At 70.7% G+C, this 25,432-nt stretch carries 27 protein-coding genes, 1 tRNA gene and 1 riboswitch; of the genes, 14 read left to right on the top strand and 14 right to left on the bottom strand.

The window, feature by feature from the left end:
* Window positions 1-63: 63 nt before the first annotated feature.
* Window positions 64-137, top strand: a tRNA-Met gene (locus ACIQJT_RS22640).
* A gap of 134 nt (window positions 138-271) precedes the next feature.
* Here ACIQJT_RS22640 and ACIQJT_RS22635 read toward each other — a convergent pair.
* The 3 genes from ACIQJT_RS22635 to hisN all read right to left on the bottom strand — a co-directional run bounded on the left by ACIQJT_RS22635 (window position 272) and on the right by hisN (window position 2,137).
* Entirely contained in the window at window positions 272-688 is a 417-nt protein-coding gene (locus tag ACIQJT_RS22635; protein WP_037720110.1) for a Fur family transcriptional regulator, read from the bottom strand.
* A gap of 75 nt (window positions 689-763) precedes the next feature.
* Window positions 764-1,174 carry a CBS domain-containing protein gene (locus tag ACIQJT_RS22630; RefSeq protein ID WP_365462948.1) on the bottom strand — a complete coding sequence of 137 codons (411 nt, stop codon included), beginning with the start codon at window positions 1,172-1,174 and terminating at the stop codon, window positions 764-766.
* Between the two features lie 162 nt (window positions 1,175-1,336).
* A complete protein-coding gene (gene hisN, locus ACIQJT_RS22625) occupies window positions 1,337-2,137 on the bottom strand; it encodes a histidinol-phosphatase (RefSeq protein WP_402646105.1) in 801 nt (266 codons plus the stop codon).
* 200 nt (window positions 2,138-2,337) lie between these two features.
* Here hisN and ACIQJT_RS22620 point away from each other — a divergent pair, with 200 nt between their 5' ends.
* Window positions 2,338-2,946, top strand: coding sequence for a TetR/AcrR family transcriptional regulator (locus tag ACIQJT_RS22620; RefSeq protein ID WP_402646102.1), 609 nt, complete (start codon window positions 2,338-2,340; stop codon window positions 2,944-2,946).
* Window positions 2,947-2,995: 49 nt separating this feature from the next.
* Here ACIQJT_RS22620 and ACIQJT_RS22615 read toward each other — a convergent pair whose 3' ends face one another.
* The 4 genes from ACIQJT_RS22615 to ACIQJT_RS22600 form a co-directional block, all read right to left on the bottom strand.
* A complete protein-coding gene (locus ACIQJT_RS22615) occupies window positions 2,996-3,319 on the bottom strand; it encodes a multidrug efflux SMR transporter (protein WP_365462956.1) in 324 nt (107 codons plus the stop codon).
* A gap of 111 nt (window positions 3,320-3,430) precedes the next feature.
* A complete protein-coding gene (rsgA, locus tag ACIQJT_RS22610; RefSeq protein WP_365462959.1) occupies window positions 3,431-4,441 on the bottom strand; it encodes a ribosome small subunit-dependent GTPase A in 1,011 nt (336 codons plus the stop codon).
* 12 nt (window positions 4,442-4,453) lie between these two features.
* Window positions 4,454-5,779, bottom strand: coding sequence for a 3-phosphoshikimate 1-carboxyvinyltransferase (aroA, locus tag ACIQJT_RS22605; protein ID WP_053847924.1), 1,326 nt, complete (start codon window positions 5,777-5,779; stop codon window positions 4,454-4,456).
* Between the two features lie 84 nt (window positions 5,780-5,863).
* The gene (locus ACIQJT_RS22600) at window positions 5,864-6,577 is read right to left on the bottom strand and encodes a M50 family metallopeptidase (RefSeq protein ID WP_365462962.1); all 714 of its coding nucleotides are present in this window, start codon (window positions 6,575-6,577) and stop codon (window positions 5,864-5,866) included.
* Between the two features lie 50 nt (window positions 6,578-6,627).
* On the opposite strand from ACIQJT_RS22600, the gene ACIQJT_RS22595 reads away from it, so the two are divergent.
* The 10 genes from ACIQJT_RS22595 to ACIQJT_RS22550 all read left to right on the top strand — a co-directional run bounded on the left by ACIQJT_RS22595 (window position 6,628) and on the right by ACIQJT_RS22550 (window position 16,644).
* Window positions 6,628-7,443: an SOS response-associated peptidase gene (locus tag ACIQJT_RS22595; protein WP_402646096.1), complete on the top strand. Its 816-nt coding sequence runs from the start codon at window positions 6,628-6,630 to the stop codon at window positions 7,441-7,443.
* 1 nt (window position 7,444) lies between these two features.
* Window positions 7,445-8,083, top strand: a complete 639-nt coding sequence (locus ACIQJT_RS22590; protein ID WP_402646093.1) for an alpha/beta family hydrolase — start codon at window positions 7,445-7,447, stop codon at window positions 8,081-8,083.
* Window positions 8,084-8,340: 257 nt separating this feature from the next.
* Entirely contained in the window at window positions 8,341-9,024 is a 684-nt protein-coding gene (sigR, locus tag ACIQJT_RS22585) for an RNA polymerase sigma factor SigR (RefSeq protein WP_053847920.1), read from the top strand.
* Complete coding sequence (gene rsrA / locus ACIQJT_RS22580) at window positions 9,021-9,323, top strand: mycothiol system anti-sigma-R factor (protein ID WP_402646090.1); 303 nt, start codon at window positions 9,021-9,023, stop codon at window positions 9,321-9,323. Before sigR ends, rsrA begins: the two co-directional genes overlap by 4 nt.
* Before the next feature lie 124 nt (window positions 9,324-9,447).
* Window positions 9,448-10,755, top strand: a complete 1,308-nt coding sequence (locus tag ACIQJT_RS22575; protein ID WP_402646087.1) for an HD-GYP domain-containing protein — start codon at window positions 9,448-9,450, stop codon at window positions 10,753-10,755.
* On the top strand, window positions 10,752-12,020 hold the full coding sequence (locus ACIQJT_RS22570) for an HD-GYP domain-containing protein (RefSeq protein WP_402646084.1): 1,269 nt from the start codon (window positions 10,752-10,754) through the stop codon (window positions 12,018-12,020). The genes ACIQJT_RS22575 and ACIQJT_RS22570 overlap by 4 nt, the downstream gene beginning before the upstream one ends.
* Window positions 12,021-12,124: 104 nt before the next feature.
* Window positions 12,125-13,132, top strand: a complete 1,008-nt coding sequence (locus ACIQJT_RS22565; protein WP_365462981.1) for a hypothetical protein — start codon at window positions 12,125-12,127, stop codon at window positions 13,130-13,132.
* 127 nt (window positions 13,133-13,259) lie between these two features.
* The gene (gene def / locus ACIQJT_RS22560) at window positions 13,260-13,910 is read left to right on the top strand and encodes a peptide deformylase (protein ID WP_053847915.1); all 651 of its coding nucleotides are present in this window, start codon (window positions 13,260-13,262) and stop codon (window positions 13,908-13,910) included.
* Between the two features lie 281 nt (window positions 13,911-14,191).
* Window positions 14,192-15,277 carry an epi-isozizaene synthase gene (gene cyc1, locus ACIQJT_RS22555; protein WP_402646492.1) on the top strand — a complete coding sequence of 362 codons (1,086 nt, stop codon included), beginning with the start codon at window positions 14,192-14,194 and terminating at the stop codon, window positions 15,275-15,277.
* The gene (locus tag ACIQJT_RS22550) at window positions 15,274-16,644 is read left to right on the top strand and encodes a cytochrome P450 (RefSeq protein ID WP_402646081.1); all 1,371 of its coding nucleotides are present in this window, start codon (window positions 15,274-15,276) and stop codon (window positions 16,642-16,644) included. The genes cyc1 and ACIQJT_RS22550 overlap by 4 nt, the downstream gene beginning before the upstream one ends.
* 4 nt (window positions 16,645-16,648) lie before the next feature.
* Here the strand turns inward: ACIQJT_RS22550 and ACIQJT_RS22545 are convergent, their stop codons facing one another.
* On the bottom strand, window positions 16,649-17,611 hold the full coding sequence (locus ACIQJT_RS22545; protein WP_402646078.1) for a helix-turn-helix domain-containing protein: 963 nt from the start codon (window positions 17,609-17,611) through the stop codon (window positions 16,649-16,651).
* Window positions 17,612-17,703: 92 nt separating this feature from the next.
* On the opposite strand from ACIQJT_RS22545, the gene ACIQJT_RS22540 reads away from it, so the two are divergent.
* The gene (locus tag ACIQJT_RS22540) at window positions 17,704-17,874 is read left to right on the top strand and encodes a hypothetical protein (protein WP_365462989.1); all 171 of its coding nucleotides are present in this window, start codon (window positions 17,704-17,706) and stop codon (window positions 17,872-17,874) included.
* Between the two features lie 27 nt (window positions 17,875-17,901).
* Window positions 17,902-18,681 (top strand): hypothetical protein, encoded by a 780-nt coding sequence (locus ACIQJT_RS22535; RefSeq protein ID WP_402646075.1) that lies wholly within the window; start codon window positions 17,902-17,904, stop codon window positions 18,679-18,681.
* Here ACIQJT_RS22535 and ACIQJT_RS22530 read toward each other — a convergent pair.
* The 6 genes from ACIQJT_RS22530 to ACIQJT_RS22505 form a co-directional block, all read right to left on the bottom strand.
* On the bottom strand, window positions 18,674-19,174 hold the full coding sequence (locus ACIQJT_RS22530) for a hypothetical protein (protein ID WP_402646072.1): 501 nt from the start codon (window positions 19,172-19,174) through the stop codon (window positions 18,674-18,676). The genes ACIQJT_RS22535 and ACIQJT_RS22530 overlap by 8 nt on opposite strands.
* A 71-nt stretch (window positions 19,175-19,245) precedes the next feature.
* Window positions 19,246-20,256, bottom strand: coding sequence for a ribonucleotide-diphosphate reductase subunit beta (locus ACIQJT_RS22525; protein WP_365462998.1), 1,011 nt, complete (start codon window positions 20,254-20,256; stop codon window positions 19,246-19,248).
* Entirely contained in the window at window positions 20,256-22,628 is a 2,373-nt protein-coding gene (locus ACIQJT_RS22520; protein ID WP_402646069.1) for a ribonucleoside-diphosphate reductase subunit alpha, read from the bottom strand. The genes ACIQJT_RS22525 and ACIQJT_RS22520 overlap by 1 nt, the downstream gene beginning before the upstream one ends.
* A 141-nt stretch (window positions 22,629-22,769) precedes the next feature.
* A riboswitch (cobalamin riboswitch) is annotated at window positions 22,770-22,852 on the bottom strand.
* Between the two features lie 77 nt (window positions 22,853-22,929).
* On the bottom strand, window positions 22,930-23,430 hold the full coding sequence (locus ACIQJT_RS22515; RefSeq protein ID WP_402646066.1) for a GNAT family N-acetyltransferase: 501 nt from the start codon (window positions 23,428-23,430) through the stop codon (window positions 22,930-22,932).
* 71 nt (window positions 23,431-23,501) lie between these two features.
* On the bottom strand, window positions 23,502-25,112 hold the full coding sequence (gene mctP / locus ACIQJT_RS22510; protein ID WP_365463007.1) for a monocarboxylate uptake permease MctP: 1,611 nt from the start codon (window positions 25,110-25,112) through the stop codon (window positions 23,502-23,504).
* Window positions 25,109-25,360: a DUF3311 domain-containing protein gene (locus ACIQJT_RS22505; RefSeq protein WP_365463010.1), complete on the bottom strand. Its 252-nt coding sequence runs from the start codon at window positions 25,358-25,360 to the stop codon at window positions 25,109-25,111. Before ACIQJT_RS22505 ends, mctP begins: the two co-directional genes overlap by 4 nt.
* Window positions 25,361-25,432: the final 72 nt, after the last annotated feature.

The raw sequence follows: 25,432 nt of genomic DNA, 5'->3' as shown, positions 1-25,432 counted from the left end.
GGAGGGTCGCGGCGAAGCGATTTGCCTCTGGCCTCATCCTTCACGTAACGTTGCATTCATCGACGCGGGGTGGAGCAGCTCGGTAGCTCGCTGGGCTCATAACCCAGAGGTCGCAGGTTCAAATCCTGTCCCCGCTACTGAAGGCCGAGGGCCGGAATCCGAAAGGGTTCCGGCCCTCGGTGTTTTTCGTGGGCGGGGCGGCCTCGGAAAGCCCGCGGGCAGCACGAAGCCCCGGCGTCCGCGAGGGATGCCGGGGCTCCGGTGCGAGCTGTTACGCCGCCGCGCAGTTCGGGCACACGCCCCGGTACGTCACCTCGACGTCCGAGACGGTGAAGCCGAACCGCTCCGAGTCGGGCAGGTCGGCCATCGGGTTGCCCGTGGGGTGCACGTCCCGGATGGCGCCGCACTGGGCGCAGACCAGGTGGTGGTGCGGCCGGTGGGCGTTCGGGTCGTACCTCTTGGCGCGTTTGTCGGTGGCGACCTCGAGCACCTCGCCGAGGGAGACCAGCTCGCCCAGCGTGTTGTAGACGGTCGCCCGGGAGATCTCGGGCAGCTTGGCCACGGCGCGTGCGTGGACCTCGTCGGCCGTCAGGTGGACGTGTTCGCCGTCGAGGACCTCGGCCACGACGCGCCGTTGTGCGGTCATCCGCCAGCCACGGCCGCGCAGTCGTTCCAGAAGGTCGCTCATGCTCACCAGACTAACAGCCGCAGACCAGAATCCGAACGGGTGTGAGTTTGGAGAGCTGCTCGATTTGGATTGAGTCTAATGTGGCGCGCCGGTGCCGGCCGGTACCCGCTGCCGTGCCGGTGCCCAGCAGCGGATGATGTCGCGCACCGAGACGATGCCCGCGGGCTCGCCGTCGTCGAGCACGATCAGGTGCCGGAAGCCGCCGTGCGCCATTGCCTGCGCGGCCTCCTCCAGGGTCCAGGTCGGGGTGGCGAAGACGACGTCGGTGGTGGTGTGGGCGTGGGCGTACTCCGTGTCCGGGCTCTGGCCCAGTCCCACGGAGTTCAGGATGTCGCGCTCGGTCAGAATGCCGGTGCCGATGCCGTCGGGATCGAGGACCACGGCCGCGCCCACCCGGCGGGCGGACATCAGGGCGGCGGCCTGGCGGAGTGTGTGGGCGGGGCCGATGGTGAGGACCACCGTGCTCATGGCGTCGCGGACGAGCATGGGTTCGCAGTCACCTCCTGGGAACCAATGAGTTCGTTCATTGGTTCACAAGTTCACAAATGAGGGTCCCCTCAGAGTCGCAGGTAAAGCGAGGGTCAACAAGAGGGCGTGCGCCGCCGATTGAGGGCGCACGCGCTCAGATGGGCTCTGCGGGAGTGCGTCTCAGTAGCGCTCGTTGAGATAGCCCAGGAACTCGTCGTGCAGCAGCCCGTTGGACGCGGCGGCGTTGCCGCTGTGCGGGCCGGGGCGGCCGTCCAAACCGGTGAAGGTGCCGCCGGCCTCCGTGACGACGATGGCGTTGGCGGCCATGTCCCACAGGGAGAGCTCGGGTTCCGCACACAGGTCGACCGAGCCCTCGGCGACCATCATGTACGGCCAGAAGTCGCCGTACGCGCGCGTGCGCCACACCTCGCGGGTCAGGTCCAGGAAGCCGCCCAGCCGGCCCTGGTCCTCCCAGCCGGTGAGGGAGGAGTACGCGAAGGAGGCGTCGCTCAGCTTGCCCACCTTGGAGACATGCAGGCGGGACGCGGAGGAGAGGCTGCGCCCGCTGAAGGCGCCGTGGCCCTTCGCGGCCCACCAGCGGCGGCCCAGGGCCGGGGCGGAGACCACGCCGACGACGGGGTGGAAGCCGCCCTCGCCCGCCTCCATCAGGGAGATCAGGGTGGCCCAGACGGGGACGCCCCGCACGTAGTTCTTGGTGCCGTCGATCGGGTCGACGACCCAGCGGCGCGGGCCGGTCCCTTCGACGCCGAACTCCTCGCCGAGGATGGCGTCGCGGGGGCGGGCGCGCTTGAGGTGGCCGCGGATCAGTTCTTCCGCCGCCTTGTCCGCCTCACTGACCGGGGTCATGTCCGGCTTTGTCTCGACCTTGAGGTCCAGTGCCTTGAAGCGGTCCATGGTCGTCGCGTCGGCCGCGTCCGCGAGGACGTGGGCGAGGCGGAGGTCGTCGAGGTAGTCCGGCATGGTGGGAACGGTATCTGCCGGTGTCGGTGCGGTGCCACGGGGGCCGCAGTGTGGACGCCCCGTGCGGTGCCCGGCCCCGTGCCGCGGCGGCCGCGGGCGCGCCGCGCCGGCCCCGCGCCCGGCTACGTCCCCGCGAACCCTTGACAGTGCTTCCGTGCGCGTCAAATCTGGGCGCAGAGCTGCTTGCTCCCTGGGAGGCGATGATGCCTGCTGCGCGGGAATCGCTGCTGGATGCCGCTTACGCGGCGTTGGCGCGTCGGCCGTGGTCCGCCGTGAGGATGGTGGATGTCGCGGCGGCGGCCGGAGTGTCCCGGCAGACGCTGTACAACGAGTTCGGGAGCAAGGAAGGGCTGGCCCGCGCGCTGGTGAGACGAGAGGCCGACGGGTATCTCGTCGGCGTCGACCGGGCGCTCACCGGGCACGGCGACACCCGCGAGCGGCTGACCGCGACCGCCGAGTGGACCACCGCCTCCGCCCGGGAGAACGCACTGGTACGGGCCATGCTCACCGGCTGCTGGAACGAGCGGCTGCCCTCCCCGACGCTCACGGCCGTGCCGTCCTCCTCGGCCGTACCGGCCCAGCGCCGGGCCGACGGACCGCTGCCCTCGCCCGGCGACTTCGTGGCCCTGGTCCGCGACCGGGCCGTCTCCGTGCTGTCCGGACCCGGCGTCCACAAGTCGGAGGTCCCCGACCTCGTCCGCTCCTGCGAACTCGCCGTCCGGCTCGCCCTGTCCTGTGTGGCCGCCCCTCCCGGTGAGGGCGGGGTCGCGGACCTGGTGCGCAGCGCGCTGCACCGGCAGTACGCGTGAACGTGCCCAGCGCTCGGGTGCCAGCGCCCAGGAGCCCAGTCCCCGGCGCCTAGTGCGACGAGCCCGACAGCTGGAGGCCGATCACCCCGATGATCACCAGGCTGATCGACACGATCTTCAGCGTCGACACCAGGTCGTCGAGGAAGACCATCCCGTAGATCGCGGTGCCCGCCGCGCCGATCCCGGTCCACACGGCGTAGGCGGGGCCGACGTCCAGCTTCCTCAGGGACAGGGTCAGCAGGCCGAAGCTGCCGAGCGCGAAGATGCAGAACGCGATCGTCGGCCACAGCCGGGTGAAGCCGTGGGAGAGCTTCAGACACACGGCGAAACCGGTCTCCAGCAACCCGGCCACCACCACCAGCAGCCACGCCATGTGCTGTCCTCCCGTATGTCCGGCTCGGTGCGAGTATGCACTTACCGAACTCTCGTACACCCAAACACCGGGGAGGTCAGTCCCCCCGGTCGGTCCCGCGTCAGTCCCGCGTCAGTCCCCCTCGGTCCGCTCCCGTGTCGCGAGCAGGCGCCGCAGGGAGTACAGCCGGGCCGGGTCGGCGTGGCCGTCGGCCACCCACTGGTCCAGCGCGCAGTCCGGCTCGTCATGACTGCACGCGCGCGGACAGCCCTCGGTTCCCGGTTCCAGGTCGGGGAAGGCGTGGATCACCCGGGACGGGTCCACGTGGTGCAAGCCGAACGACCGGACGCCCGGGGTGTCGATCACCCAGCCGTCGTCGCCCGCCAGGGGCAGCGCCAGCGCCGAGGTCGTGGTGTGCCGGCCGCGGCCGGTCACCGCGTTCACATGGCCGGTCAGGCGCCGGCGGTCCTCCGGGACCAGCGCGTTGACCAGGGTCGTCTTGCCGACGCCCGAGTGGCCCACGAACGCCGTGATCTTGCCGTCGAGCTGCTCGCGCACCCGGGCCGCCGCGTCGCCGTTCTCCAGCTCGTCGCGGCTGGTGACGACGTACGGGATGTCCAGGTCGCCGTAGAGCTCCAGGAGTTTGTCCGGCGGGGCCAGGTCCGACTTGGTCATCACCAGCAGCGGGGTGAGCCCGCCGTCGAAGGCGGCCACCAGGCAGCGGTCGATGAGCCGGGGGCGGGGTTCCGGGTCGGCGAGGGCCGTGACGATGGCGAGCTGGTCGGCGTTGGCGACGACCACCCGCTCGTAGGGATCGTCGTCGTCGGCGGTACGGCGCAGGACCGAGGTGCGCTCCTCGATCCGGACGATCCGCGCCAGGGTGTCCTTCTGCCCGGACAGGTCGCCGACGAGGGCCACCCGGTCGCCCACGATCGCCGCCTTGCGGCCCAGTTCGCGGGCCTTCATGGCCATGACGATCCGGTCGTCCACGAGGACGGTCAGCCGGCCCCGGTCGACGGTGAGGACCATGCCCCAGGAGGCGTCCTCGTGCTTGGGCCGGATGTTCGTACGCGGCCGGTTGCCCTTGCGGTTGGGGCGGCTGCGGATGTCGTCCTCGTCGGTGTGCTTGCCGTAGCGGCGCATGACGTGCGTCCCCTACGCCTTCTCGCTCCCGAGCATCCCGCTCCACATGTCGGGGAAGTCCGGCAGGGTCTTGGCCGTCGTCGCGACGTTCTCGATCCGTACCCCCTCGACCGCGAGGCCGATGACCGCGCCGGCCGTGGCCATGCGGTGGTCCTCGTAGGTGTGGAAGGTCCCGCCGTGCAGCGGGCGCGGGCGGATGTGCAGACCGTCGGCCGTCTCGGTGACGTCACCGCCGAGTTCGTTGATCTCCTTGGTGAGCGCGGCCAGCCGGTCCGTCTCGTGCAGGCGCAGGTGGGCCACCCCGCGCAGGGTCGAGGGGGAGTCCGCGAGGGCCGCCACGGCCGCGATGCCGGGGGTCAGCTCGCCCACCTCACCGAGGTCGACGTCGATGCCGTGGATCCCACCCGAACCGGTGAACACCAGCCCGTACTCGGTGAGTTCACAGGAACCGCCCATCTCGGTGAAGATCTCGCGCAGCCGGTCACCGGGCTGGGTGGTACGGGCCGGCCAGTCCGGGATCACGACCTTGCCGCCGGTCACCAGGGCCGCCGCCAGGAACGGCTGGGCGTTGGAGAGGTCGGGCTCGATCGTGAGGTCCCGGCCCAGCAGGGCGCCCGGCGTCACCCGCCAGACGTTCGGCTCGCCGCCCGACTCCGGGGTGTCCACCTGGGCGCCGACCGCGCGCAGCATGTCCACGGTCATCCGGATGTGCGGCATCGACGGCAGGGTCGCACCGACGTGCCGGACCTCGACGCCCTGGTTGAAGCGCGGGCCGGAGAGCAGCAGCGCCGAGACGAACTGGGACGAGGAGGACGCGTCGATCTCGACCGTCCCGCCGTCCAGGGCGCCCCCGCCGTGCACCGTGAGCGGCAGCGCGCCGCGGCCGTCGTCGTCGATCCGCGCCCCGAGCACCCGCAGGGCGTCGATCACGCCGTGCAGCGGGCGTTCGTACGACCTCGGGTCGCCGTCGAAGACGACCGGGCCGTCGGCCAGGGCGGCGACGGGAGGGAGGAAGCGCATGACGGTGCCGGCGTTGCCGACGTCCACCGTGGCGGGGCCGCGCAGGCCCGCCGGCAGCACCCGCCAGGTCTCCCCGGTGCCGTCGGGGCCGACGCCCTCCTCGATGCCCACGCCCATCTCGCGCAGGGCCGCCGCCATCAGGAGGGTGTCGCGGGAGCGCAGGGGACGGCGGAGCCAGCCCGGCTCACTGGCGAGGGCGGCCAGGACGAGGGCCCGGTTGGTGACTGACTTCGACCCCGGTACGTGGACCGTCGCGTCGACGGCTGCGCTCGCGTGGGGGGCGGGCCAGAGGGCGGTGTCTGAGGGGTTCGAAGCCATGGGGTCACTTTAGTAGGGGGGCGGGTCCCCGGTGCGGTGCCGTCGGGGCCCGCCTCGCCACGGTGACGCCCCCTGCGGGCCGCGTCACACCTCCAGCAGCCACCTGCCGCCGCCGATGAGCGAGCACAGGCTCACCGCGTGGAACAGGAACAGCCACAGTCCCGCGGGCACGTTCGTCAGACGCGACAACTGGTCCGCGTCCGAGTCGCCCGCCCCGCCCCTCGTCCGCTTCGCCTGTAGCTCGAAAGCGGGACGCACCCCGCCCAGCAACAGGAACCACACCACCGCGTACGCGAACGCCGCCTGCACCTGGGGACCGGCGAGCCAGGACACCACCACGAACGTGCCGCCGGTGAGCAGCACCGTCAGCGCCCCGTACGCGTTGCGGATCATCACCAGCATCGCCACCAGCAGGGCCGTCGCCGCCCACAGCAGCAGGGTGATGCGGCCGGCGGCCAGCAGGGCGGCGCCGCCCAGGCCCAGCAGCGGGGGAGCGGTGTACCCGGCCGCGGCGGTGAGGATCATGCCGATGCCGGTCGGCTTGCCCCGGCTGACCGTGAGTCCGCTGGTGTCGGAGTGCAGGCGTATGCCGGTGAGCTGACGTCCGGTCAGCAGGGCGACCAGACCGTGACCGCCCTCGTGGGCGATGGTGATGGCGTTGCGCGACAGGCGCCACAGCGGATGCGGGACCACTATGGCCAGCGCCGCCACCAGGGTGGCCAGCACCACCCACAGGTCGGGGTCGGGCTGGAGGCCGGTGACCTCGTCCCAGAGAGAGGTCGCTGTGCTGGTGTCCATGTTTCCCGGTGGCTCCCTCTCGGCGTACGGAGTCTGGCAGTGTGGCACGTATGTGCGGACGGTATGCAGCCAGTCGTGGGCCCGAGGATCTCGCAGGAATCTTTGAGATCGAGAAGTGGCAGCCCGAGGAGATCCTGGAGCCCGACTACAACGTGGCCCCGACCAAGGAGGTCTATGCCGTCCTCGACCGTCCCCTCAAGGACGCCGAGGACCCGCGGCCGGTTCGGCAGCTGCGGAAGCTGAGGTGGGGCCTGGTCCCGAGCTGGTCGAAGACGCCCGAGGGCGCGGCCCGGATGATCAACGCGCGCGCGGAGACCGTGCACGAGAAGCCGTCGTACAAGCGGGCCTTCGCCACCCGCCGCTGCATCATCCCGGCCGACGGCTACTACGAGTGGGTCACCGCCGCCGGTGAGCGGGAGCTGGAGGTCGAGGGGAAGAAGAAGCGGCCGCGCAAGCAGCCCTACTTCGTGCTGCCCGCCGACGGCTCGGTGTTCGCGATGGCCGGGCTGTACGAGTTCTGGCGGGACAAGACGCTGCCCGACGACCATCCGCAGGCATGGTGGGCGACCTGCTCGGTGATCACCACCGAGGCGGAGACCGGCCCGCTGGCCGTCTCCCCGGCCGACGGCCCGCGCTCCCTCGCCGACATCCACCCCCGGATGCCGCTGATGCTGACCCCGGACCGCTGGGACGCGTGGCTCGACCCCTCCCGCACCGACCTCGGCGACCTGCGCTCCCTGCTCGCGCCGCCGCCCGAGGGGCTGATGCGGGCCTATCCGGTGAGCACGGCCGTCAGCAACGTCCGCAACAACGGGCCGGAGCTGCTGAAGGAGCTCGACGGTCCCGAAGAGGGCACACTCTTCTGATGTGACCAAAGAGACCTCCGAGATCATCGGCACCGAGGCCGGGGACGCCCGCATCACCTGGCACCCGGCGAGGAGGGCACGGCTCGTGCTGGCCGTCGGCCACGGCGCCGGCGGCGGCATCGAGGCGCGGGACCTCCAGGCACTCGCGGGGGTGCTCCCCGGTCACGGGGTGAGCGTGGCGCTGGTCGAGCAGCCCTGGCGGGTGGCCGGCAAGAAGCTCGCGCCGGCCCCGAAGACCCTGGACGTGGGTTGGCGGGGACTGTGGCCCGCCCTCGCGCGCCCGGGCCTGCCGGTGGTCTCCGGCGGGCGCAGCGCGGGCGCCCGCGTCGCCTGCCGTACGGCCGTGGAGCTGGGCGCGGCGGCGGTCCTCGCCCTGAGCTTCCCGCTGCACCCGCCGGGCAGGCCGGAGAAGTCCCGCGCCGCGGAACTCCTCGGGTCCGGGGTGCCCACCCTGGTCGTCCAGGGCGGCAACGACCCGTTCGGGAAGCCGGCGGAGTTCCCGGACGGTTCCTTCGACCTGGTCGAGGTGCCCCACGGCGACCATGGCTTCGCCGTGCCGAAGCGCGCCCCGATCACCCAGGACGAGGCCGTGACGGTCATCACGGACGCGGTCGTGAAGTGGGTCGGGTCACTGGGGTGAAACCCCGGGAATGCTGAGCCGCGACCCTCTGTTGAGGCGGACAGAGGCGCTGAGGAACAGCGCGGACCGTTGTAGGAGAGGAAGTCCGCCGCATGGGTTCTACCTTCTGCCCGAGCCGCAGCAGCCGTGCTGACCTGGACTGGACGGTGCTGCATGCGGCCAAGACCACCCCGATTCGAGGGGCGGCCGGGACGGGTAGTCGTCTATCCTCCAATTCCGGTGGCACGGGTTTCGTTGCTGCCCGGAATCTTGAGGAGGTGGGTCCGGTCACTGGGATCGACGCAGGGACCGACAACGGCCAGGCGGAGCTGCCCGAGGGCCAGGGCGCGAGCACGGAGTCGACCGCGGAGCGCACCGCGCGCTTCGAGCGGGACGCGCTCGAATTCCTCGACCAGATGTACTCGGCCGCCCTGCGCATGACGCGCAACCCGGCCGACGCCGAAGACCTGGTGCAGGAGACGTACGCGAAGGCGTACGCGTCCTTCCACCAGTTCCGTGAGGGGACCAACCTCAAGGCGTGGCTGTACCGGATCCTCACCAACACGTTCATCAACTCGTACCGCAAGAAGCAGCGCGAACCCCAGCGCTCCGCGGCCGAGGAGATCGAGGACTGGCAGCTCGCGCGTGCCGAGTCGCACATGTCGACCGGTCTGCGCTCCGCCGAGTCGCAGGCGCTCGACCACCTGCCCGACTCGGATGTGAAGGAAGCGCTGCAGGCGATCCCCGAGGAATTCCGCATCGCCGTCTACCTCGCTGACGTAGAGGGCTTTGCGTACAAGGAGATCGCGGACATCATGGGGACACCCATCGGTACGGTGATGTCCCGCCTGCACCGCGGCCGCCGTCAACTGCGCGGCATGTTGGAGGACTACGCGCGCGAGCGCGGGCTCGTCCCGGCCGGTGCCGGGGAGTCGAACGAAGCGAAAGGCTCGGGCTCATGAGCTGCGGAGAGCCGCACGAGACGGACTGCAGTGAGGTACTCGATCATCTCTACGAGTTCCTCGACAGCGAGATGCCGGACATCGACCGCGCCAAGTTCAAGCAGCACTTCAGCGAGTGCTCGCCGTGCCTGGAGAAGTACGGCCTCGAAGAGGCCGTGAAGAAGCTCGTCAAGCGCTGCTGCGGTCAGGACGACGTGCCGACCGACCTGCGCGCCAAGGTCCTGGGGCGGCTCGACCTGATCCGCTCCGGACAGACGGTGCCGGAGCACGACGTGACGGCCTCCTCCCAGGAGTCCTGAGCTCCCGCTCGCGCAGAGCTCTCGGGTCACTCGAACGTGCTAATCGGCAGGTGATCACCCCGCGCCGCCTCCCCTCACCGTCCTAGGCTCCTCGCAACTGTGCGGACAGGGCTGGAGGGGCGACATGGAGGCGGTACCGGCACGCGCGCGTGCGTACGTCGCGTGTGTCGCCGCAGCCGCACTGCTCTGTCTGCTGCCGCTGCCGGCCACCCGCACCTCCTGGTGGGCGCTCGCCCTGCTCGCCGCGCTGTACGCGGGCTGCGAGCGGGCAGCCGCCCGGTGGCGGTTCGCCGGCACCTTCCATCCCGTGCTGCTCGCCGGCGCCTTCCTGCTGCCGCCCCCGGCCGCCGCCCTCGTGGCGCTGCCGGGGGCGCTGCTGTCCCCCGTCGAGCGGCGCCCGCGGGGGCTGCGCCGGGTCTGGCGGGCCGCGCAGCTCGCGGTGAGCGTGTGGGCGGCCGCGTGGGCGCACGGGGCGACGGGCGGCCGGGACGCGGTCGCCGCCGCCCGCTTCCCCTACGCGCTGCTCCCGGCCGGGCTCGCGGTGCTCGTCTTCTGTCTGGTGCTGAGCGCGCTGGACGGGGGGATCCTGGCACTCGCCGAGAGGATTCCGGTACGGCGTGCCTGGCGGGGGCTGTTCCTGCGCTCCCTGGCCCCCGTCGCCGTCCACGGCCTGGCCGGCCTGATGATGGCCGTGCTCTGGCGCAGCCCCTACGGTCCGGTCGCCGCCCTGCTCGTGCTGCTGCCGATGTGCGTGTCGTGGTGGGTGTTCGCCCAGTACCACCGGGAGCGCGCCGCCCACCAGGCCACCATCCGGGCCCTGGTGCAGGCCGTCGACATCAAGGACGAGTACACGCGCGGGCACAGCGAGCGCGTCGGGCAGGCGTCGATGATGATCGCGCGGGAGCTCGGCATGGACGACGCCCGCGTCGAGGTGCTGCGGTTCGCCGGCATCCTGCACGACGTGGGCAAGCTCGGCGTGCCGACCCGGCTGCTCCGGAAGGACGGGCCGCTGACCCCGCAGGAGCGGCGGATCATCGAGCTGCACCCCGAGTACGGACACGAGATGGTGCGGGGCATCTCCTTCCTCGGGGAGGCGCGGGCCGCCGTGCTCCACCACCACGAGCGGCTGGACGGCAGCGGCTACCCGTACGGACTGGTGGGCGGTCAGATCCCCGAGTCGGCCCGGGTGGTGGCCGTCGCCGACGCCTTCGACGCGATGACCTCCACCCGCTCCTACCGGCGGGCCCGGCCCGTGGGGGCCGCGCTGGAGGAGCTGGAGCGGTGCGCGGGCAGCCAGTTCGACCCGCGGATGGTGACGGCCCTGGTCCGGGCGCTGGCCCGGCACGGCTGGCACCCGGCCGTCACGGCCGACGAGGCCGGCGTGCCCCACCCCAGGCCCACCGCCGCGGGGCGGCCGGAGGTACGCCGGTGAGCGCCCCGGGCGCGCCGAAGCCACCCCGGCGGCGCCCGCCGCTCCTCGCCCTCGTCCACGGCTGCGCCGCCCTGCTCGCCCTCGGCTGCCTCGCCGTCGTCCTGTGGACCGGTATCGAGGAGCGCGGCACCGCCCTCGCCTTCGGTGTGCTGATCACCGCCGGTGAGCTCAACCGGCGCGGCGGCCCGCACGTCAGGGAGGCCGCGCCGCTCGGTGCCGCCGGGGCGCTGTCGTACGCCCTGCTCGGCGAGAACGCCGGCACGCCCACGCAGCACGGTGCCGCCCAGGTCGTCGCCGTCGTCGTCGCCGCGTCCCTCGTCGGCAGCGTGCCGCACGTCGGGCGCGGGCAGGGGCCCACCGCCGACCAGTCGGCCCGCCGCGTCCTCACCGTCGGGTTCGCCGCCGTGTGCTTCCAACCCCTCTACAACCAGGGCACGTTCACCCAGTGGAGCGGCCCCGCCTACGCCCTGCTCCTGCTCGCCCTGCTCTCGCTCACCGCACTGTGCGACGCGGTGCTCGCGGCCGCCCTCGCGCACTCCCGCACCCGCTGGCCGTTCGGCCCGCTGCTCCGGGACGAACTGCGGGCCCTGCTCGGCATCGGGTCCGCCGTCGTCGCCACCGGGGCCGTCATGGCGCTCGCGGTCGCCGTCGCGGGGCTGTGGGCGCTGCCCGTCTTCTCCGTGCCGCTGCTGCTCACCCAGCTCTCCGTCCGCCGGTACGCCGCCGTCCGCTCCACCTACCGGCAGACCATCGCCTCTCTCGCCCGCGCCACCGAGATCGCCGGGTACACGCCCGCCGGGCACGCCCGCAGGGTCGCCGCGCTCAGCCGGGAGGTCGGGCGGGACCTGGGCCTGTCCCGGCCCGAACTCACCGTCCTGGAGTACGCCGCGCTCATGCACGACATCGGACAGCTCAGCCTCGTCGACCCGGTGCCCGCGGGCGCCACCGCCGCCCTGCCGGCGGCCGAGCAGCGCCGCATCGCGCTCCTAGGCGGGGCCGTCGTCCGGCAGACGGGCGTCGACGCGGCCGTCGCCGTGGTCGTGGAGCGGCAGGCCGACCCCTGCCGGGAGCAGCCGCTGGCCGCCCGGATCGTGCGGGCGGTGAACGCCTACGAGGAGAAGGCGCGGGACGCCGGACCCGGCGGACCGCTGACCGCGCTGGAGGAGCTGCGCCTGGGCACCGCGGGGGACTACGCTCCGGAGGTCGTGGAAGCGCTGGCCCGGGTGCTGTCGAGAGACTGTCTGACCTCGCCCGTGACGGGGTAACCCATGGGTAATGAGCGCCCTTCCGAGCACACGTGGTTGGATGCGGGAGAGAGGGTGCCCGGGGGCACAGCCAGCCCATTCGACGGAACCGGCAGGCGGGAATCGTGAGGATCTTCGGCAAGGGACGGCACCGGCCCTCCGCCTCCTGGCGGCAGGCCACGGACCGCGCGTTCACGCTGATCGGCGACGGTCGGTACGAGGACGCGGGCGCGCTGCTGACACGTGCCGCGGACCTGGAGCCGTGGCTGTCCGAGTCCTGGTTCAACCTCGCCCTGCTGCACAAGTTCCGGCACGACTGGGAGCAGGCGCGGGCCGCGGGACTGCGGGCGGTGGCGCTGCTCGACCGGGAGACCGGGGCGCCCGACTGGTGGAACGTCGGCATCGCCGCGACCGCGCTCCAGGACTGGCCGTTGGCCCGGCGCGCCTGGCAGGCGTACGGGCTGCGGGTACCCGGGGGCACCTCCCGGCCGAAGGCCGGAGGAGGGGCGACCGCGTCCGGGGAGCCGCTCGGCATGGACCTCGGCAGCGCGGCCGTACGGCTGTCCCCCGAGGGCGAGGCCGAGGTGGTCTGGGGGCGGCGCCTCGACCCCGCCCGTGTCGAGGTGCTGTCCATTCCGCTGCCGTCCTCGGGGCGGCGCTGGGGCGAGGTCGTGCTGCACGACGGGGTGCCGCACGGCGAGCGGACCACGGCGGCCGGGCACGCCTACCCCGTCTTCGACGAGATCGAGCTGTGGGCGCCCTCGCCCGTGCCCACCTGGGTGGTGCTCCTGGAGGCGGCCACCGAGGCCGACCGGGACGCGCTGGAGCAGCTCGCGGCCGACGCCGGGTTCGCGGCGGAGGACTGGTCGTCGTCGGTACGGCTGCTGTGCCGGATGTGCTCCGAGTCGCGGATGCCGTCCGACGAGGGCGACGGGGAGCATCTCGATCCGCACGACCACAGTGAGCCGGGGCATCCCGGGCCGCTGGGGCATCGCACGGACGGGCAGCTCTGGGTGCCGGAGCGGGAGTGTGGGGTGGCGGCGCCGGCTTCGCTGGTCCGTGGGCTGCTGGACGGGTGGGTCGCGGACAGCCCGGATTCCCGGGACTGGCGGGACCTGGAAGAGGTCTGCTAGGTCGTTGTCCGGGTGCGGGTCCGGTGAGGGCTTGTCGCGCAGTTCCCCGCGCCCCCGAGAGGCGCGTCCCCCTTACCCTGTATCAGCAGTCACCCCGTGTATTGGTTTGAGAGAGGCATCGTCGGTCATGGCCCAGCAGGACACCGATCAGCAGCACGCGGGCGTGCTCCCCGTCGACGACGAGGGGTTCGTCATCGACACCGAGGACACCGAGGAGCGGGAGAACGCCTGGCGTGAGCGCGGCACCTCGCGGCCCATCACCGTCGTCGGGAACCCCGTGCTGCACAAGGAGTGCAAGGACGTCACGGAGTTCGGCGAGGAGCTCGACCAGCTGGTCGCGGACATGTTCGCCAGCCAGCGCACCGCCGAGGGCGTCGGCCTCGCCGCCAACCAGATCGGCGTCGACCTGAAGGTCTTCGTGTACGACTGCCAGGACGACGAGGGCCGGCGGCACGTGGGTGTCGTCTGCAACCCGAAGCTCGTGGACCTGCCCGCCGACCGGCGCCGGCTCGACGACAGCAACGAGGGCTGCCTCTCGGTGCCCACCGCGTACGCGCCGCTCGCCCGTCCCGACTACGCCGAGGTCACCGGGCAGGACGAGAAGGGCAACCCGGTCAAGGTCCGCGGCACCGGCTACTTCGCCCGGTGCCTCCAGCACGAGACCGACCACCTATACGGCTACCTCTACATCGACCGGCTCTCCAAGCGTGAACGCAAGGAGGCCCTGCGGCAGATGGCCGAGAACGAGCCCCGCTACCCCGTGGTCGCCAACGACTGACGTCCCGCAACCCCCGCCCGCACGGCGCCTGTTCAGGAGTCACTCCCCGAACAGGCGCCGTTCGCATGTACGTCGCACGTTCGATCGGATGTGCTCACTTCGTGATCCGATTCGAGTCACACATGGGGAGGATCTCGACACTGTGGGGTAGTGAATGAAGCAAATCCGTTCCCAGAATGGTCAGTTGTGGTGCTGAATAGGAAGTGCGGGGATACGCAACGGCGCACGCCCGGTTCAGCGGCAGGGGCGTGCGCCAACTGGCGGCTGGAAGGGGTTTGTTCGTGCCTGCTTTCCCACACAGCACCACATCGACGCCGACGGCGATCGCGGTTCCACCGTCGCTCTCCCTCCCGGTGATCGAGGCAGCGTTTCCCAGGCAACGGCATCCGTATTGGCCCAGGCTCCAGGAGAAGACCCGTACCTGGCTTCTGGAAAAACGGCTCATGCCGGCGGACAAGGTTGCCGAATATGCCGACGGACTGTGCTACACGGACCTGATGGCGGGGTACTACCTCGGCGCCCCCGACGAGGTCCTCCAGGCGATAGCGGACTACAGCGCGTGGTTCTTCGTCTGGGACGACCGGCACGACCGGGACATCGTCCACCGCCGTCCGGGCGCCTGGCGGCGGCTGAGGTTCCGGTTGCACGCGGCCCTCGACTCGCCACGGGATCACCTGCACCACGACGATCCGCTGGTCGCCGCCTTCGCCGACAGCATGGTGCGGCTGTACTCGTTCCTGCCGCAGACGTGGAACACCCGGTTCGCCGGGCACTTCCACGACGTGATCGAGGCCTACGACCGGGAATTCCGCAATCGCACCAGGGGAATCATCCCCACCGTCGAGGAATACCTGGCACTGCGCCGCCTCACCTTCGCGCACTGGATCTGGACGGATCTGCTGGAGGCGAGCGCGGGATGCGAACTCCCGGAGTGGGTGCGGAAACACTCGGCATATCGGAGGGCGGCGCTGCTGAGCCAGGAATTCGCCGCCTGGTACAACGACCTCTGTTCGCTCCCCAAGGAAATAGCGGGAGATGAGGTCCACAATCTCGGCATCAGTCTCATCAAACACGAGGGACTGACCCTCGAAGAGGCGGTCCGGGAAATGCGGCGGCTGATCGAGAAATGCGTGGACGCATTCCTCGTGGCCGAGTCCGACGCCCTTCGGTTCGCCGCCGGTCTCGATGACGGCACCGTGCGGGGAAAGGAACTGAGCACCGCCGTCCGGGCCTGCGTCCGCAATATGCGCAACTGGTTCAGCACCGTCTACTGGTTCCACCACGAGTCCGGCCGTTACATGGTCGAAAGCTGGGACGACCGGTCCACGCCCCCGTACGTCAACAACGAAGCGGCAGGTGAGAAATGACCGTCGAATCCGTGAAAGCCGGAACCACGGTGGCTCCCGGGTCGGGTGAGCCGCCGATCGCCGGCGGGGGCGTCCCCGTCCTCGGCCACGGCCTGCGTCTGGCCCGCGACCCGCTGAGCTTCCTGGCCGGGCTGCGGCGGCACGGGGACGTCGTCCGCCTCCGGCTCGGCCCCAAGACGGTGTACGCGCCCACCACCCCGGAACTGACCGGGGCCGTGGCCCTCAACCCCGACTTCATCATCGCCGGGCCGCTGTGGGAGTCCCTGGAGGGGCTGGTCGGCAAGGAGGGCGTGGCCACCGCGAACGGCCCCCAGCACCGGCGTCAGCGGCGCATCATCCAGCCCGCGTTCCGGCTCGACGCGATACCGGCGTACGGGCCGATCATGGAGGAGGAGGCGCAGGCGCTGGCCGAGCGCTGGCGGCCCGGCGAGACGGTCGACGCCACCCTGGAGTCCTTCCGGGTGGCCGTGCGGATCGCGGCCCGCTGTCTGCTGCGCGGCGACTACATGGACGAGCGCGCCGAGCGGCTGTGTGTCGCGCTCACGACCGTCTTCCGGGGGATGTACCGGCGGATGGTGATACCCGCGGGGCCGCTGTACAAGCTGCCGCTGCCGGCCAACCTCGCATTCAACCGCGCGTTGGCCGATCTGCATCTCGTGGTCGACGAGATCGTCGCCGAACGCCGGGCATCCGGTCAAAAGCCGGACGATTTGCTGACGGCATTGCTGGAGGCCAAGGACGCGAATGGCGACCCCATAGGTGAACAGGAGATCCACGACCAGGTCGTCGCGATACTCACCCCCGGCGGCGAAACCGTCGCGTCCACGATCATGTGGCTGCTTCAGGTGCTCGCCGAACATCCGGAACACGCGGACAAGGTGTGCGCGGAAGTCGAATCGGTCACCGGTGGCCGTCCCGTGGCATTCCAGGACGTACGGTCGCTGAGGTACACGAACTATGTAGTGGTCGAGACCATGCGTTTGTGGCCGGCGGTATGGATATTGACGCGGCGGGCGGTACGGGACACCGAACTCGGTGGCTATCGCATTCCGGCCGGGGCCGACATCGTCTACAGCCCGTACGCGATCCAGCGCGATGCGAAGTCCTTCGACGACAGCGCCGCTTTCGACCCGCTGCGCTGGAGTCCGGAACGGGCCAAGTCGGTTCCGAAACACGCCATGAGCCCGTTCAGCACCGGCAACCGGAAGTGCCCGAGCGACCACTTCTCGATGGCCCAGCTCACGCTGCTCACGGCGGCGCTGGCCCGGAAGTACCGCTTCGAGCAGGCGCCCGGCTCGGACGACAGCCCCCGGCCGGGCATCACCCTGCGGCCGAACCGGCTCCTGGTGCGGCCGGTGCCCCGGTGACGGGTCAGGCCGCCTCGGGACCCTGGAAGGTGCGCCGGTAGGCGTTCGGGGTGGTGCCCACCGCGCGCAGGAACTGGTGGCGCAGCGCGGCCGCGGTGCCGAACCCGGTACGGCCCGCGATCGCGTCCACCGTCTCGTCCGTCGCCTCCAGCAGCCGCTGGGCCAGCAGTACGCGCTGGCGCAGGATCCAGCGGTAGGGAGTCGTCCCCGTCTCCTGCTGGAAGCGGCGGGCGAAGGTGCGCGGGGACATGTGCGCGCGCTCGGCGAGCTGCTCGACGGTGACCTCCTCGTCGAGGTGCTGCTCCATCCACACCAGCACCTCGCCGACGGTGTCGCACTTGGACCGCGGCAGCGGCCGCTCGATGTACTGCGCCTGGCCGCCGTCCCGGTGCGGCGGTACGACCATGCGCCGGGCGATCTTGTTGGCGACCTCGGTGCCCTGTTCCTTGCGCACGATGTGCAGACAGGCGTCGATGCCGGCGGCGGTGCCCGCGGAGGTGATCACCGGGTCCTCGTCGACGTAGAGGACGTCCGGCTCGACGGTCAGCCGGGGGTACGCGCGCGCCAGTTCCTCCGCGTGGTGCCAGTGCACGGTGCAGCGCCGGCCGTCGAGCAGGCCGGCCGCGGCGAGCACGAAGACGCCGGAGCACACGCTGAGCACCCGGGCCCCGCGCCCGACCGCGCTCCGCAGCGCCTCGAGCAGCTCGGGCGGGAAGTCCCGCGACTCGTAGCCGGCGCAGGCCGGCACGGTGATCAGGTCGGCCGACTCCAGCCGCTCCAAGCCGTGTTCGACGTGCAGGGCGAAGCCCGACCGGGAGGACAGCCGGGGGCCCTCGGCCGAGACGACCGCGAAGTCGTACACGGGCAGTCCGTCGTCACTGCGGTCGGTCCCGAAGACCTCGCAGACGACACCGAGCTCGAAGGGGTTCACACCGTCCAGGACGACGGCGGCCACGTTCTCCAGCATGCTGCCAGTGTGCCTCAGAGCTGGCAGTAAATCGAGGGTGTGCGGCAGTCCTGCCACTGTTTGTAAGGAGTCTGCGGCGCGACAGTAGTGACATGACCTCAGCGCAGACAGAAGGACTGATCGCCATGCTGACTGTTTTCGCCATCTTCGTCCTCCTGGTCCTCCCGTCGGTGATCGGGATCGTGCACGACAAGCGCGTCGACCGCCAGATCAGGAAGGCGCGCGAGTACCGGGCCGCACACCGGACCGCTCGAACGGTCTAGTCTCTCCTGGATCACCAGGGGAGGAACATGAGACACAGACTGTGGGCCGTGGCAGGCGGGGCGGCAGCCCTGACCCTGCTCACGGCCACCGGCGCCCATGCCGAGGGCGAGGGTGACATCAGGGTCACCAGCACCGTCGTGAACAAGGGCAACAGCGTCATCGTCGGGACGGCCAGGGTCATCGACTACCCGGTCGCCATCACCATCAAGGACGACTCGGGGGTCAAGGGGCTCTCGGACGTCAGCACCTACAGCATGTCCGGTCACGAAGGCGGCGGCTTCGCCGAGTGGGTCGGCAGCTCGTGCGTGAAGAAGTCGTCGACCACCTCGGTGTGCACGGCCACGATGAGGATCACCCCGGAGTGGATCCCCGGCTACAGCGACACCGACAGCAACAGGTCCGCCGGTACTTGGGCGGTCAACGCCACCGTCAAGGCGAACGACGGCGACTACTGGATCTCGGATCGCATCGCCGAGTACAGGGTCAAGCGCGCCGCCAAGCTCACCACGGACGCGACCCCGGAACCCGTCGCCAAGGGTGCCAAGCTCACCGTCAAGGGCAAGCTCTCCCGGGCCAACTGGGAGGACCTGAAGTACCACGGCTACCCGGGCCAGTCCGTCAGGCTCCAGTTCCGCGCGGCCGGCGCCGCCCACTACGCCACGGTCAAGACCGTGAAGACCGACAACCTGGGCCGGCTCAGCACCACGGTGACCGCCACGTCGGCCGGCAGCTGGCGCTGGTACTTCCCCGGCACCACGACGACCTCGCTGAAGGTGTCGGCCGGGGACGCGGTCGCGCTCAGGTGACCAGCACGGTGACCCGCCACTCCTGAATGCCCTTGCAGGAGACACGGCCGGTCTCGGTCGCGCACAGGGGGCGCTGTGAACTCAGCTCCGCCCGGCCGGCCGAGACCGCCTCGTACGCGGCACTCGCGTCCCCCGGCAGCAGGACGATCCCGCTGTTGGCGGCCTCCAGCCCGCCGCCCTCGACGGCGACCGGTTTCCAGGGGCGGCTCCTCGTGCCGTCCAGCGAGACGCGGACGGTGTCGCCCACCGCGAGGCAGACCGTGCTGCCGTCGTCACCGGCGTCCAGCTCCCCGCCGGACGCGCACTCCGGTGACGCGGAAGAGGACGACGGTGACGCGGAAGAGGACGAAGACGAGGGCGACGACGAGGGCGGGGGCGGGGGCGACACCGTGTCGCCGCCGCCCCCTTCGTTTCCCGCCTCGGTCCCGCACCCCGCGAGCAGCAGGGTCAGTGCCGCCAGGGCGAGGGCGGTGCGGTGGGTCACAGGGCGCATGGGGGTGGCCTCCTCGTCGATGAGACGTGCCGCACGCGTACCCGGATCCACCGCGTTGTGAAGCGAACCCGTCAGAAGTCCTCGTCCAGGTCGACCGTGCCCTCCACGGCCACCTGGTACGCGGAGGGACGCCGCTCGAAGAAGTTGGTCAGCTCCTGGACACCCTGGAGCTCCATGAAGGAGAACGGGTTCTCCGAGCCGTACACCGGGGCGAAACCGAGGCGCGTCAGCCGCTGGTCGGCGACGCACTCCAGGTACTGCCGCATCGACTCGGTGTTCATGCCCGGCAGTCCGTCGCCGCACAGGTCCCGGGCGAACTGGAGCTCCGCCTCCACGGCCTCCGCCAGCATGTCGGTGACCTGCTGCTGGAGCCGGTCGTCGAAGAGCTCGGGCTCCTCCTTGCGGACGGTGTCGACCACGTCGAAGGCGAACGACATGTGCATGGTCTCGTCACGGAACACCCAGTTGGTGCCGGTCGCCAGGCCGTGCAGCAGACCGCGGCTGCGGAACCAGTAGACGTAGGCGAAGGCGCCGTAGAAGAAGAGGCCCTCGATGCACGCGGCGAAGCAGATCAGGTTGAGCAGGAATCGCCGGCGGTCGGCCTGCGACTCCAGGCGGTCGAGCTTCTCGACCTCGTTGATCCACTTGAAGCAGAACTCGGCCTTCTCACGGATCGAGGGGATGTTCTCGACGGCGTCGAAGGCCGCCGCCCGGTCCTCCGGGTCGGGGAGGTAGGTGTCCAGGAGCGTCAGATAGAACTGGACGTGGACGGCCTCCTCGAAGAGCTGCCTGCTCAGGTACAGGCGCGCCTCGGGGGAGTTGATGTGCTTGTAGAGGGTCAGCACCAGGTTGTTCGCCACGATCGAGTCGCCCGTCGCGAAGAACGCGACCAGCCGGCCGATCAGGTGCTGCTCCGCCGGGGACAGCTTCGCCAGGTCGGCGACGTCCGAGTGGAGGTCGACCTCCTCGACGGTCCAGGTGTTCTTGATGGCGTCCCGGTAGCGCTCGTAGAAGTCCGGGTAGCGCATGGGGCGCAGGGTCAGCTCGAAGCCCGGGTCGAGCAGGTTCTGGGTGGTGGACATCACTGGCAGGCCTCGCAGGACTCGGGGTTTTCCAGGGAGCAGGCGACGGCGTCGGCGGTCTGCTGGACCGGCATCGGGGCCGACGCCTGAGCGGCACGCGCGATACGGGTCGCCGGGCGCGAGCGCAGGTAGTACGTCGTCTTCAGCCCGGACTTCCAGGCGTACGCGTACATCGAGGAGAGCTTGCCGATGGTCGGCGTCTCCAGGAACAGGTTCAGGGACTGGGACTGGTCGAGGAACGGGGTCCGCGCCGCCGCCATGTCGATCAGGCCGCGCTGCGGGATCTCCCACGCCGTCCGGTACAGCGCCCGTACGTCCTCGGGGATCCACGCGAAGTCCTGCACCGAGCCGTTCGCCTCGCGCAGCGCCTCACGGGTGCGGGCGTCCCAGACGCCGAGTGCCTTGAGGTCGTTCACCAGGTAGGAGTTGACCTGGAGGAACTCGCCGGACAGGGTCTCGCGCTTGAACAGGTTGGAGACCTGCGGCTCGATGCACTCGTACACCCCGGCGATCGAGGCGATGGTGGCCGTGGGCGCGATGGCGAGCAGCAGGCTGTTGCGCAGGCCCGTGGTGGCCATGCGCTCGCGCAGCGCCGCCCAGCGCTCGGGCCAGGCGAGGTCCGTGGCGTAGTGGTCCGGGTGCAGGACACCCTGTGCCGTACGGGTCTTCTCCCAGGCGGGCAGCGGGCCGTTGCGCTCGGCGAGGTCGGTTGAGGCCTCGTAGGCGGCGAGCATGATCCGCTCGGCGATCCGGGTGGAGAGTGCCTTGGCCTCGGGGGAGTCGAAGGGCAGGCGCAGCTTGAAGAAGACGTCCTGGAGGCCCATCGCACCCAGGCCGACCGGGCGCCACTTGGCGTTGGACCGTCCGGCCTGCTCGGTCGGGTAGAAGTTGATGTCGACGACCCGGTCGAGGAAGGTCACGGCGGTGCGGACGGTGGCGTCCAGCCGCTCCCAGTCGATGTCGCCGGTCGCCGTGTCGACGAACGCGCCGAGGTTCACCGACCCCAGGTTGCAGACCGCCGTCTCCCCGTCGTCCGTGACCTCCAGGATCTCCGTGCACAGATTGGAGGAGTGGACCGTGTGGCCGGGCAGGGCCGTCTGGTTGGCGGTGCGGTTGGCGGCGTCCTTGAAGGTCATCCAGCCGTTGCCGGTCTGCGCGAGGGTGCGCATCATCCGGCCGTAGAGGTCACGGGCGGGGATGGTCTTCTTCGCGAGTCCCTTTCGTTCGGCTGCGCGGTACGCCGTGTCGAACTCCTCGCCCCACAGGTCGACCAGCTCGGGCACGTCGGCCGGCGAGAAGAGGGACCACTCGGCGTCCGCGTTCACCCGGCGCATGAACTCGTCCGGCACCCAGTGCGCGAGGTTCAGGTTGTGCGTACGGCGGGCGTCCTCACCGGTGTTGTCCCGCAGCTCCAGGAACTCCTCGATGTCGGAGTGCCAGGTCTCCAGGTAGACCGCGGCCGCGCCCTTGCGCCGGCCGCCCTGGTTCACGGCGGCGACACTCGCGTCCAGCGTCTTCAGGAACGGGACGATGCCGTTGGAGTGCCCGTTGGTGCCGCGGATCAGCGAACCGCGGGAGCGGATGCGGGAGTACGCGATGCCGATGCCCCCGGCGTGCTTGGAGAGGCGGGCGACCTGGTGGTAGCGGTCGTAGATGGAGTCGAGCTCGTCCTTAGGGGAGTCCAGGAGGTAGCAGGACGACATCTGGGGGTGCCGGGTACCGGAGTTGAAGAGGGTGGGGGAGGAGGGGAGGTAGTCGAGACGGCTCATGAGGCCGTAGAGCGCGGCGACCTCGTCCAGGGCGTGCACGGTGTCGTCCTCGGCGAGGCCGGCGGCCACCCGGAGCATGAAGTGCTGGGGCGTCTCGATGACCTTGCGGGTGATCGGGTGCCGCAGCAGGTACCGGCTGTGCAGGGTGCGCAGGCCGAAGTAGCCGAAGCGGTCGTCGGCCCCGGTGTCGACCAGCGCGTCGAGCCGCTCGGCGTGGACCCGCACGAACTCGGCGGTCCGGTCGGCGATCAGGCCCTCGCGATGGCCGACGGCGACCGACTCGGTGAACGAGGTGACGCCCTGCGAGGCGGCCTCGGCCGCGATGCCGATGGTCAGCAGCCGGGCCGCCAGCCTGCTGTAGGCGGGGTCCTCGGAGATGAGACCGGCCGCCGCCTCGGTGGCCAGCTCGCGCAGTTCCGCGATCATCTCGGCGGAGGTGCCCCGTGCGGACCGGCCGCGCAGCGCGGCGGCGGCGACCCGTCCCGGGTCGGTGTCGGGGAGGTCGGCGGTCAGCGCGGTCAGGGTCCGCAGCAGGGCGGTTCCGGGACCGTCCTCGTCCACGGGGGTGGTCGCTGAAGCCGGATCGGCCGGCGCGATGGTCACGTGGGGCTCTCCCTCGCTGGGCACGGGGCCTTGAGGGCAGGGGGCAGCACACGAGCGCGCACGGCGTCGCGTCCACCGGCCCATTCCACGAGGCCCGGACGTCGGAACACCCGGCCACTGCGGCCGGGCGTACTGTCGGCAGGTCCTCGGACTGACGCTCATGTGCGGCTATGCGCGCATGAGTACACCGTTGCGGGACAGTTCCGGATTCACACCGGATTCCCCTGCGGCGACAGCGAGCATGAGCATACATCTTGTGCCGGGTGAGAAAAGCAGGCCCATATGTTGTGTCGCGGTGACTTCAGAGCGTCAACTTGTAGGTGAGGAGCGTGAAGTCGTCGCCGGGCACCGGATGCCAGTCGCGCTCGGGGACGCGGAGGAAGCCGAGCCGCTCGTAGAGGCGGTGGGCCGTGTGCATGGTGGGCTGGGTGCACAGGACGAGGTCCGAACCCGAGACCGCCGCGCGCTCGACGCAGGCCCGCACGAGGGCCTGTCCGACGCCTCTGCCGCGGGCCTCGTGGGCCACGGCGAGCATGCGGATCTCCGCCTCTCCGGGGCGGGCGAGTTCGGCCAGGGGGCCGCCGTGGGGGACGTAGGTGACCCCGCCCAGGAGGTGGTTGTCCTCGGCGGCCACGAGGACTTCTGCGGTTCTCGCCCGCTTGGCCACGTCCTTGAGCTCGGTGAGGTACCAGTCGTCCTCGTCGCCGAAGGCCAGGAGGCCGTCGTCCAGGTAGGCCCTGGCGGTGATCTCGCCGAGGGGCTCGTAGTCGGTGGGTTGCGCGGGGCGGATGAGGATGTCCATGCGGGGAGTGTGCACGACGGGTACGGCGACGGGCCGCCGGAGACCTCCCCGACGGCCCGTGACCTCGGTGACTAGTGGGCCGAACCCGCTGTCGCCGGCGGCAGTTCCACCTCCACCCCCGGGTCGCCCGCGTCCGCGGTGTAGTCCTCCGGCCTGGTCTCGTCGATGCCGTCGGGGGCCTTGGCCGCCTTCAGGACGAAGGTCAGGACCACCGTGACCAGGACGTTGAGCACGAACGCGGTGAGGCCGATGTAACCGATCTCGCCGATGCCCGGGATCTCCTTCGCCGAGCCGCCGAAGTGCTTCTGGGTCGGGGAGGCGACGCCGTACGCGGCGACCGTGCCGTAGACCATGCCGACCGCCCAGCCGGCGAGGAGGGCCCAGCGGTGGAACCAGCGGGTGAACAGGCCGCCGACCAGGGCCGGGAAGGTCTGGAGGATCCAGATGCCGCCCAGCAGCTGGAAGTTGATGGCCACGGTCTTGTCCATCGTCAGGACGAAGACCAGGGCGCCCACCTTCACCAGCAGGGACACCAGCTTGGAGACCTTCGTCTCCTGGGCCGGGGTCGCGTCCGGCTTGATGAAGTCCTTGTAGATGTTGCGGGTGAAGAGGTTCGCGGCCGCGATGGACATGATGGCCGCCGGTACGAGGGCCCCGATGCCGATCGCCGCGAAGGCCACGCCCGCGAACCAGTCCGGGAACATGTCCTCGAAGAGCTGCGGGATCGCCAGCTGCGGGTTGGTCACCTTGACGCCGGCCGCGATCGCCATGAAGCCGAGCAGCGCGAGCAGGCCCAGCATCAGGGAGTACAGCGGCAGGATCGTGGTGTTGCGGCGGATCACCTCACGGCTGCGGGAGGAGAGCGTCGCGGTGATCGAGTGCGGGTACATGAACAGCGCGAGCGCGGAGCCCAGCGCCAGCGTGGCGTAGGTCCACTGACCGGCCTCCAGCGGGACCAGTCCGCCCGCCTTGGCCGCCGTGTACTTGTCGCTCGCCGCGCCGAAGACGTCGTCGAAGCCGCCCAGTTTGATCGGGATGTAGATGATCGCCACCGCGATGACGACGTAGATCAGCGTGTCCTTCACGAAGGCGATCAGCGCGGGGGCCCTGAGGCCCGAGGAGTACGTGTAGGCCGCGAGCACGCCGAAGGCGATCAGCAGCGGGAGGTCCTTGACGAACCAGTTGGTGTTCTCGCCGCCGCCGACGCCCATGACGTCCAGGACCGCCTGGATGCCGACCAGTTGGAGCGCGATGTACGGCATGGTCGCGAGGATTCCGGTGACCGCCACCGCCAGCGACAGGCCCTTGGAGCCGAAGCGGCCGCGCACGAAGTCCGAGGTCGTCACGTATCCGTGCTTGTGGGAGACCGACCACAGGCGGGGCAGGAACGTGAAGATCAGCGGGTAGACGAGGATGGTGTACGGCACCGCGAAGAAGCCGGCCGCGCCCGCCGCGTAGATCGCCGCGGGGACCGCGACGAAGGTGTACGCCGTGTAGAGGTCGCCGCCCAGCAGGAACCAGGTGATCCAGGTGCCGAACGACCGGCCGCCCAGGCCCCATTCGTCCAGCGAGTGCTCGTTCTCGGCCTTGCGCCAGCGCGCGGCCAGGAAGCCCATGACCGTGACGGCGAGGAAGAAGAGGATGAAGACGGTGAGAGCGACACCGTTGACGCCGTCGTTCACTTGGTGCCTCCCCGGCGGGCGCGCTGGTCACGCTGCCAGAGCTGGTAGGCGACCATCGTCAGCGCGGTGGAGATCAGCACCCACAGCATCTGGTACCAGTAGAAGAACGGGATGCCGATGAACGTGGGGTCGACCTTGGCGTACGAGCCGACCCACAGCATCGCCACGAACGGGGCGAGCAGGCAGAGGGCGATCACCACCCGTACCGGTGTCACCACCGGTGGTCTCACTTCAGGCGCATCCGACATTGCGTGACTCCGTCCCCTCGCTGATCACCTGTAACGCGCAGGCAATGTAGGTCACGGCGTCACGTGAGCGGA

This window comes from Streptomyces sp. NPDC091972, assembly GCF_044756385.1.
Taxonomy (GTDB): Bacteria; Actinomycetota; Actinomycetes; order Streptomycetales; family Streptomycetaceae; genus Streptomyces.
Note: the sequence above shows the minus strand (reverse complement) of the source record. Positions and strands in the feature narration are given on the sequence as shown.

Bases quoted from the DNA above. Each gene is read 5' to 3' on its own strand.
- ACIQJT_RS22545 (WP_402646078.1), bottom strand. From the start codon at position 17,611: ATGCTGGAGAACGTGGCCGCCGTCGTCCTGGACGGTGTGAACCCCTTC.
- ACIQJT_RS22525 (WP_365462998.1), bottom strand. From the start codon at position 20,256: ATGTCCACCACCCAGAACCTGCTCGACCCGGGCTTCGAGCTGACCCTG.
- rsgA (WP_365462959.1), bottom strand. From the start codon at position 4,441: ATGCGCCGCTACGGCAAGCACACCGACGAGGACGACATCCGCAGCCGC.
- ACIQJT_RS22600 (WP_365462962.1), bottom strand. From the start codon at position 6,577: ATGGACACCAGCACAGCGACCTCTCTCTGGGACGAGGTCACCGGCCTC.
- ACIQJT_RS22620 (WP_402646102.1), top strand. From the start codon at position 2,338: ATGATGCCTGCTGCGCGGGAATCGCTGCTGGATGCCGCTTACGCGGCG.
- ACIQJT_RS22595 (WP_402646096.1), top strand. From the start codon at position 6,628: ATGTGCGGACGGTATGCAGCCAGTCGTGGGCCCGAGGATCTCGCAGGA.
- ACIQJT_RS22530 (WP_402646072.1), bottom strand. From the start codon at position 19,174: ATGCGCCCTGTGACCCACCGCACCGCCCTCGCCCTGGCGGCACTGACC.
- ACIQJT_RS22505 (WP_365463010.1), bottom strand. From the start codon at position 25,360: ATGTCGGATGCGCCTGAAGTGAGACCACCGGTGGTGACACCGGTACGG.
- hisN (WP_402646105.1), bottom strand. From the start codon at position 2,137: ATGCCGGACTACCTCGACGACCTCCGCCTCGCCCACGTCCTCGCGGAC.
- ACIQJT_RS22615 (WP_365462956.1), bottom strand. From the start codon at position 3,319: ATGGCGTGGCTGCTGGTGGTGGTGGCCGGGTTGCTGGAGACCGGTTTC.
- ACIQJT_RS22515 (WP_402646066.1), bottom strand. From the start codon at position 23,430: ATGGACATCCTCATCCGCCCCGCGCAACCCACCGACTACGAGCCCCTC.
- ACIQJT_RS22540 (WP_365462989.1), top strand. From the start codon at position 17,704: ATGACCTCAGCGCAGACAGAAGGACTGATCGCCATGCTGACTGTTTTC.
- ACIQJT_RS22550 (WP_402646081.1), top strand. From the start codon at position 15,274: ATGACCGTCGAATCCGTGAAAGCCGGAACCACGGTGGCTCCCGGGTCG.
- ACIQJT_RS22635 (WP_037720110.1), bottom strand. From the start codon at position 688: ATGAGCGACCTTCTGGAACGACTGCGCGGCCGTGGCTGGCGGATGACC.
- rsrA (WP_402646090.1), top strand. From the start codon at position 9,021: ATGAGCTGCGGAGAGCCGCACGAGACGGACTGCAGTGAGGTACTCGAT.
- ACIQJT_RS22535 (WP_402646075.1), top strand. From the start codon at position 17,902: ATGAGACACAGACTGTGGGCCGTGGCAGGCGGGGCGGCAGCCCTGACC.
- def (WP_053847915.1), top strand. From the start codon at position 13,260: ATGGCCCAGCAGGACACCGATCAGCAGCACGCGGGCGTGCTCCCCGTC.
- aroA (WP_053847924.1), bottom strand. From the start codon at position 5,779: ATGGCTTCGAACCCCTCAGACACCGCCCTCTGGCCCGCCCCCCACGCG.
- ACIQJT_RS22630 (WP_365462948.1), bottom strand. From the start codon at position 1,174: ATGCTCGTCCGCGACGCCATGAGCACGGTGGTCCTCACCATCGGCCCC.
- ACIQJT_RS22575 (WP_402646087.1), top strand. From the start codon at position 9,448: ATGGAGGCGGTACCGGCACGCGCGCGTGCGTACGTCGCGTGTGTCGCC.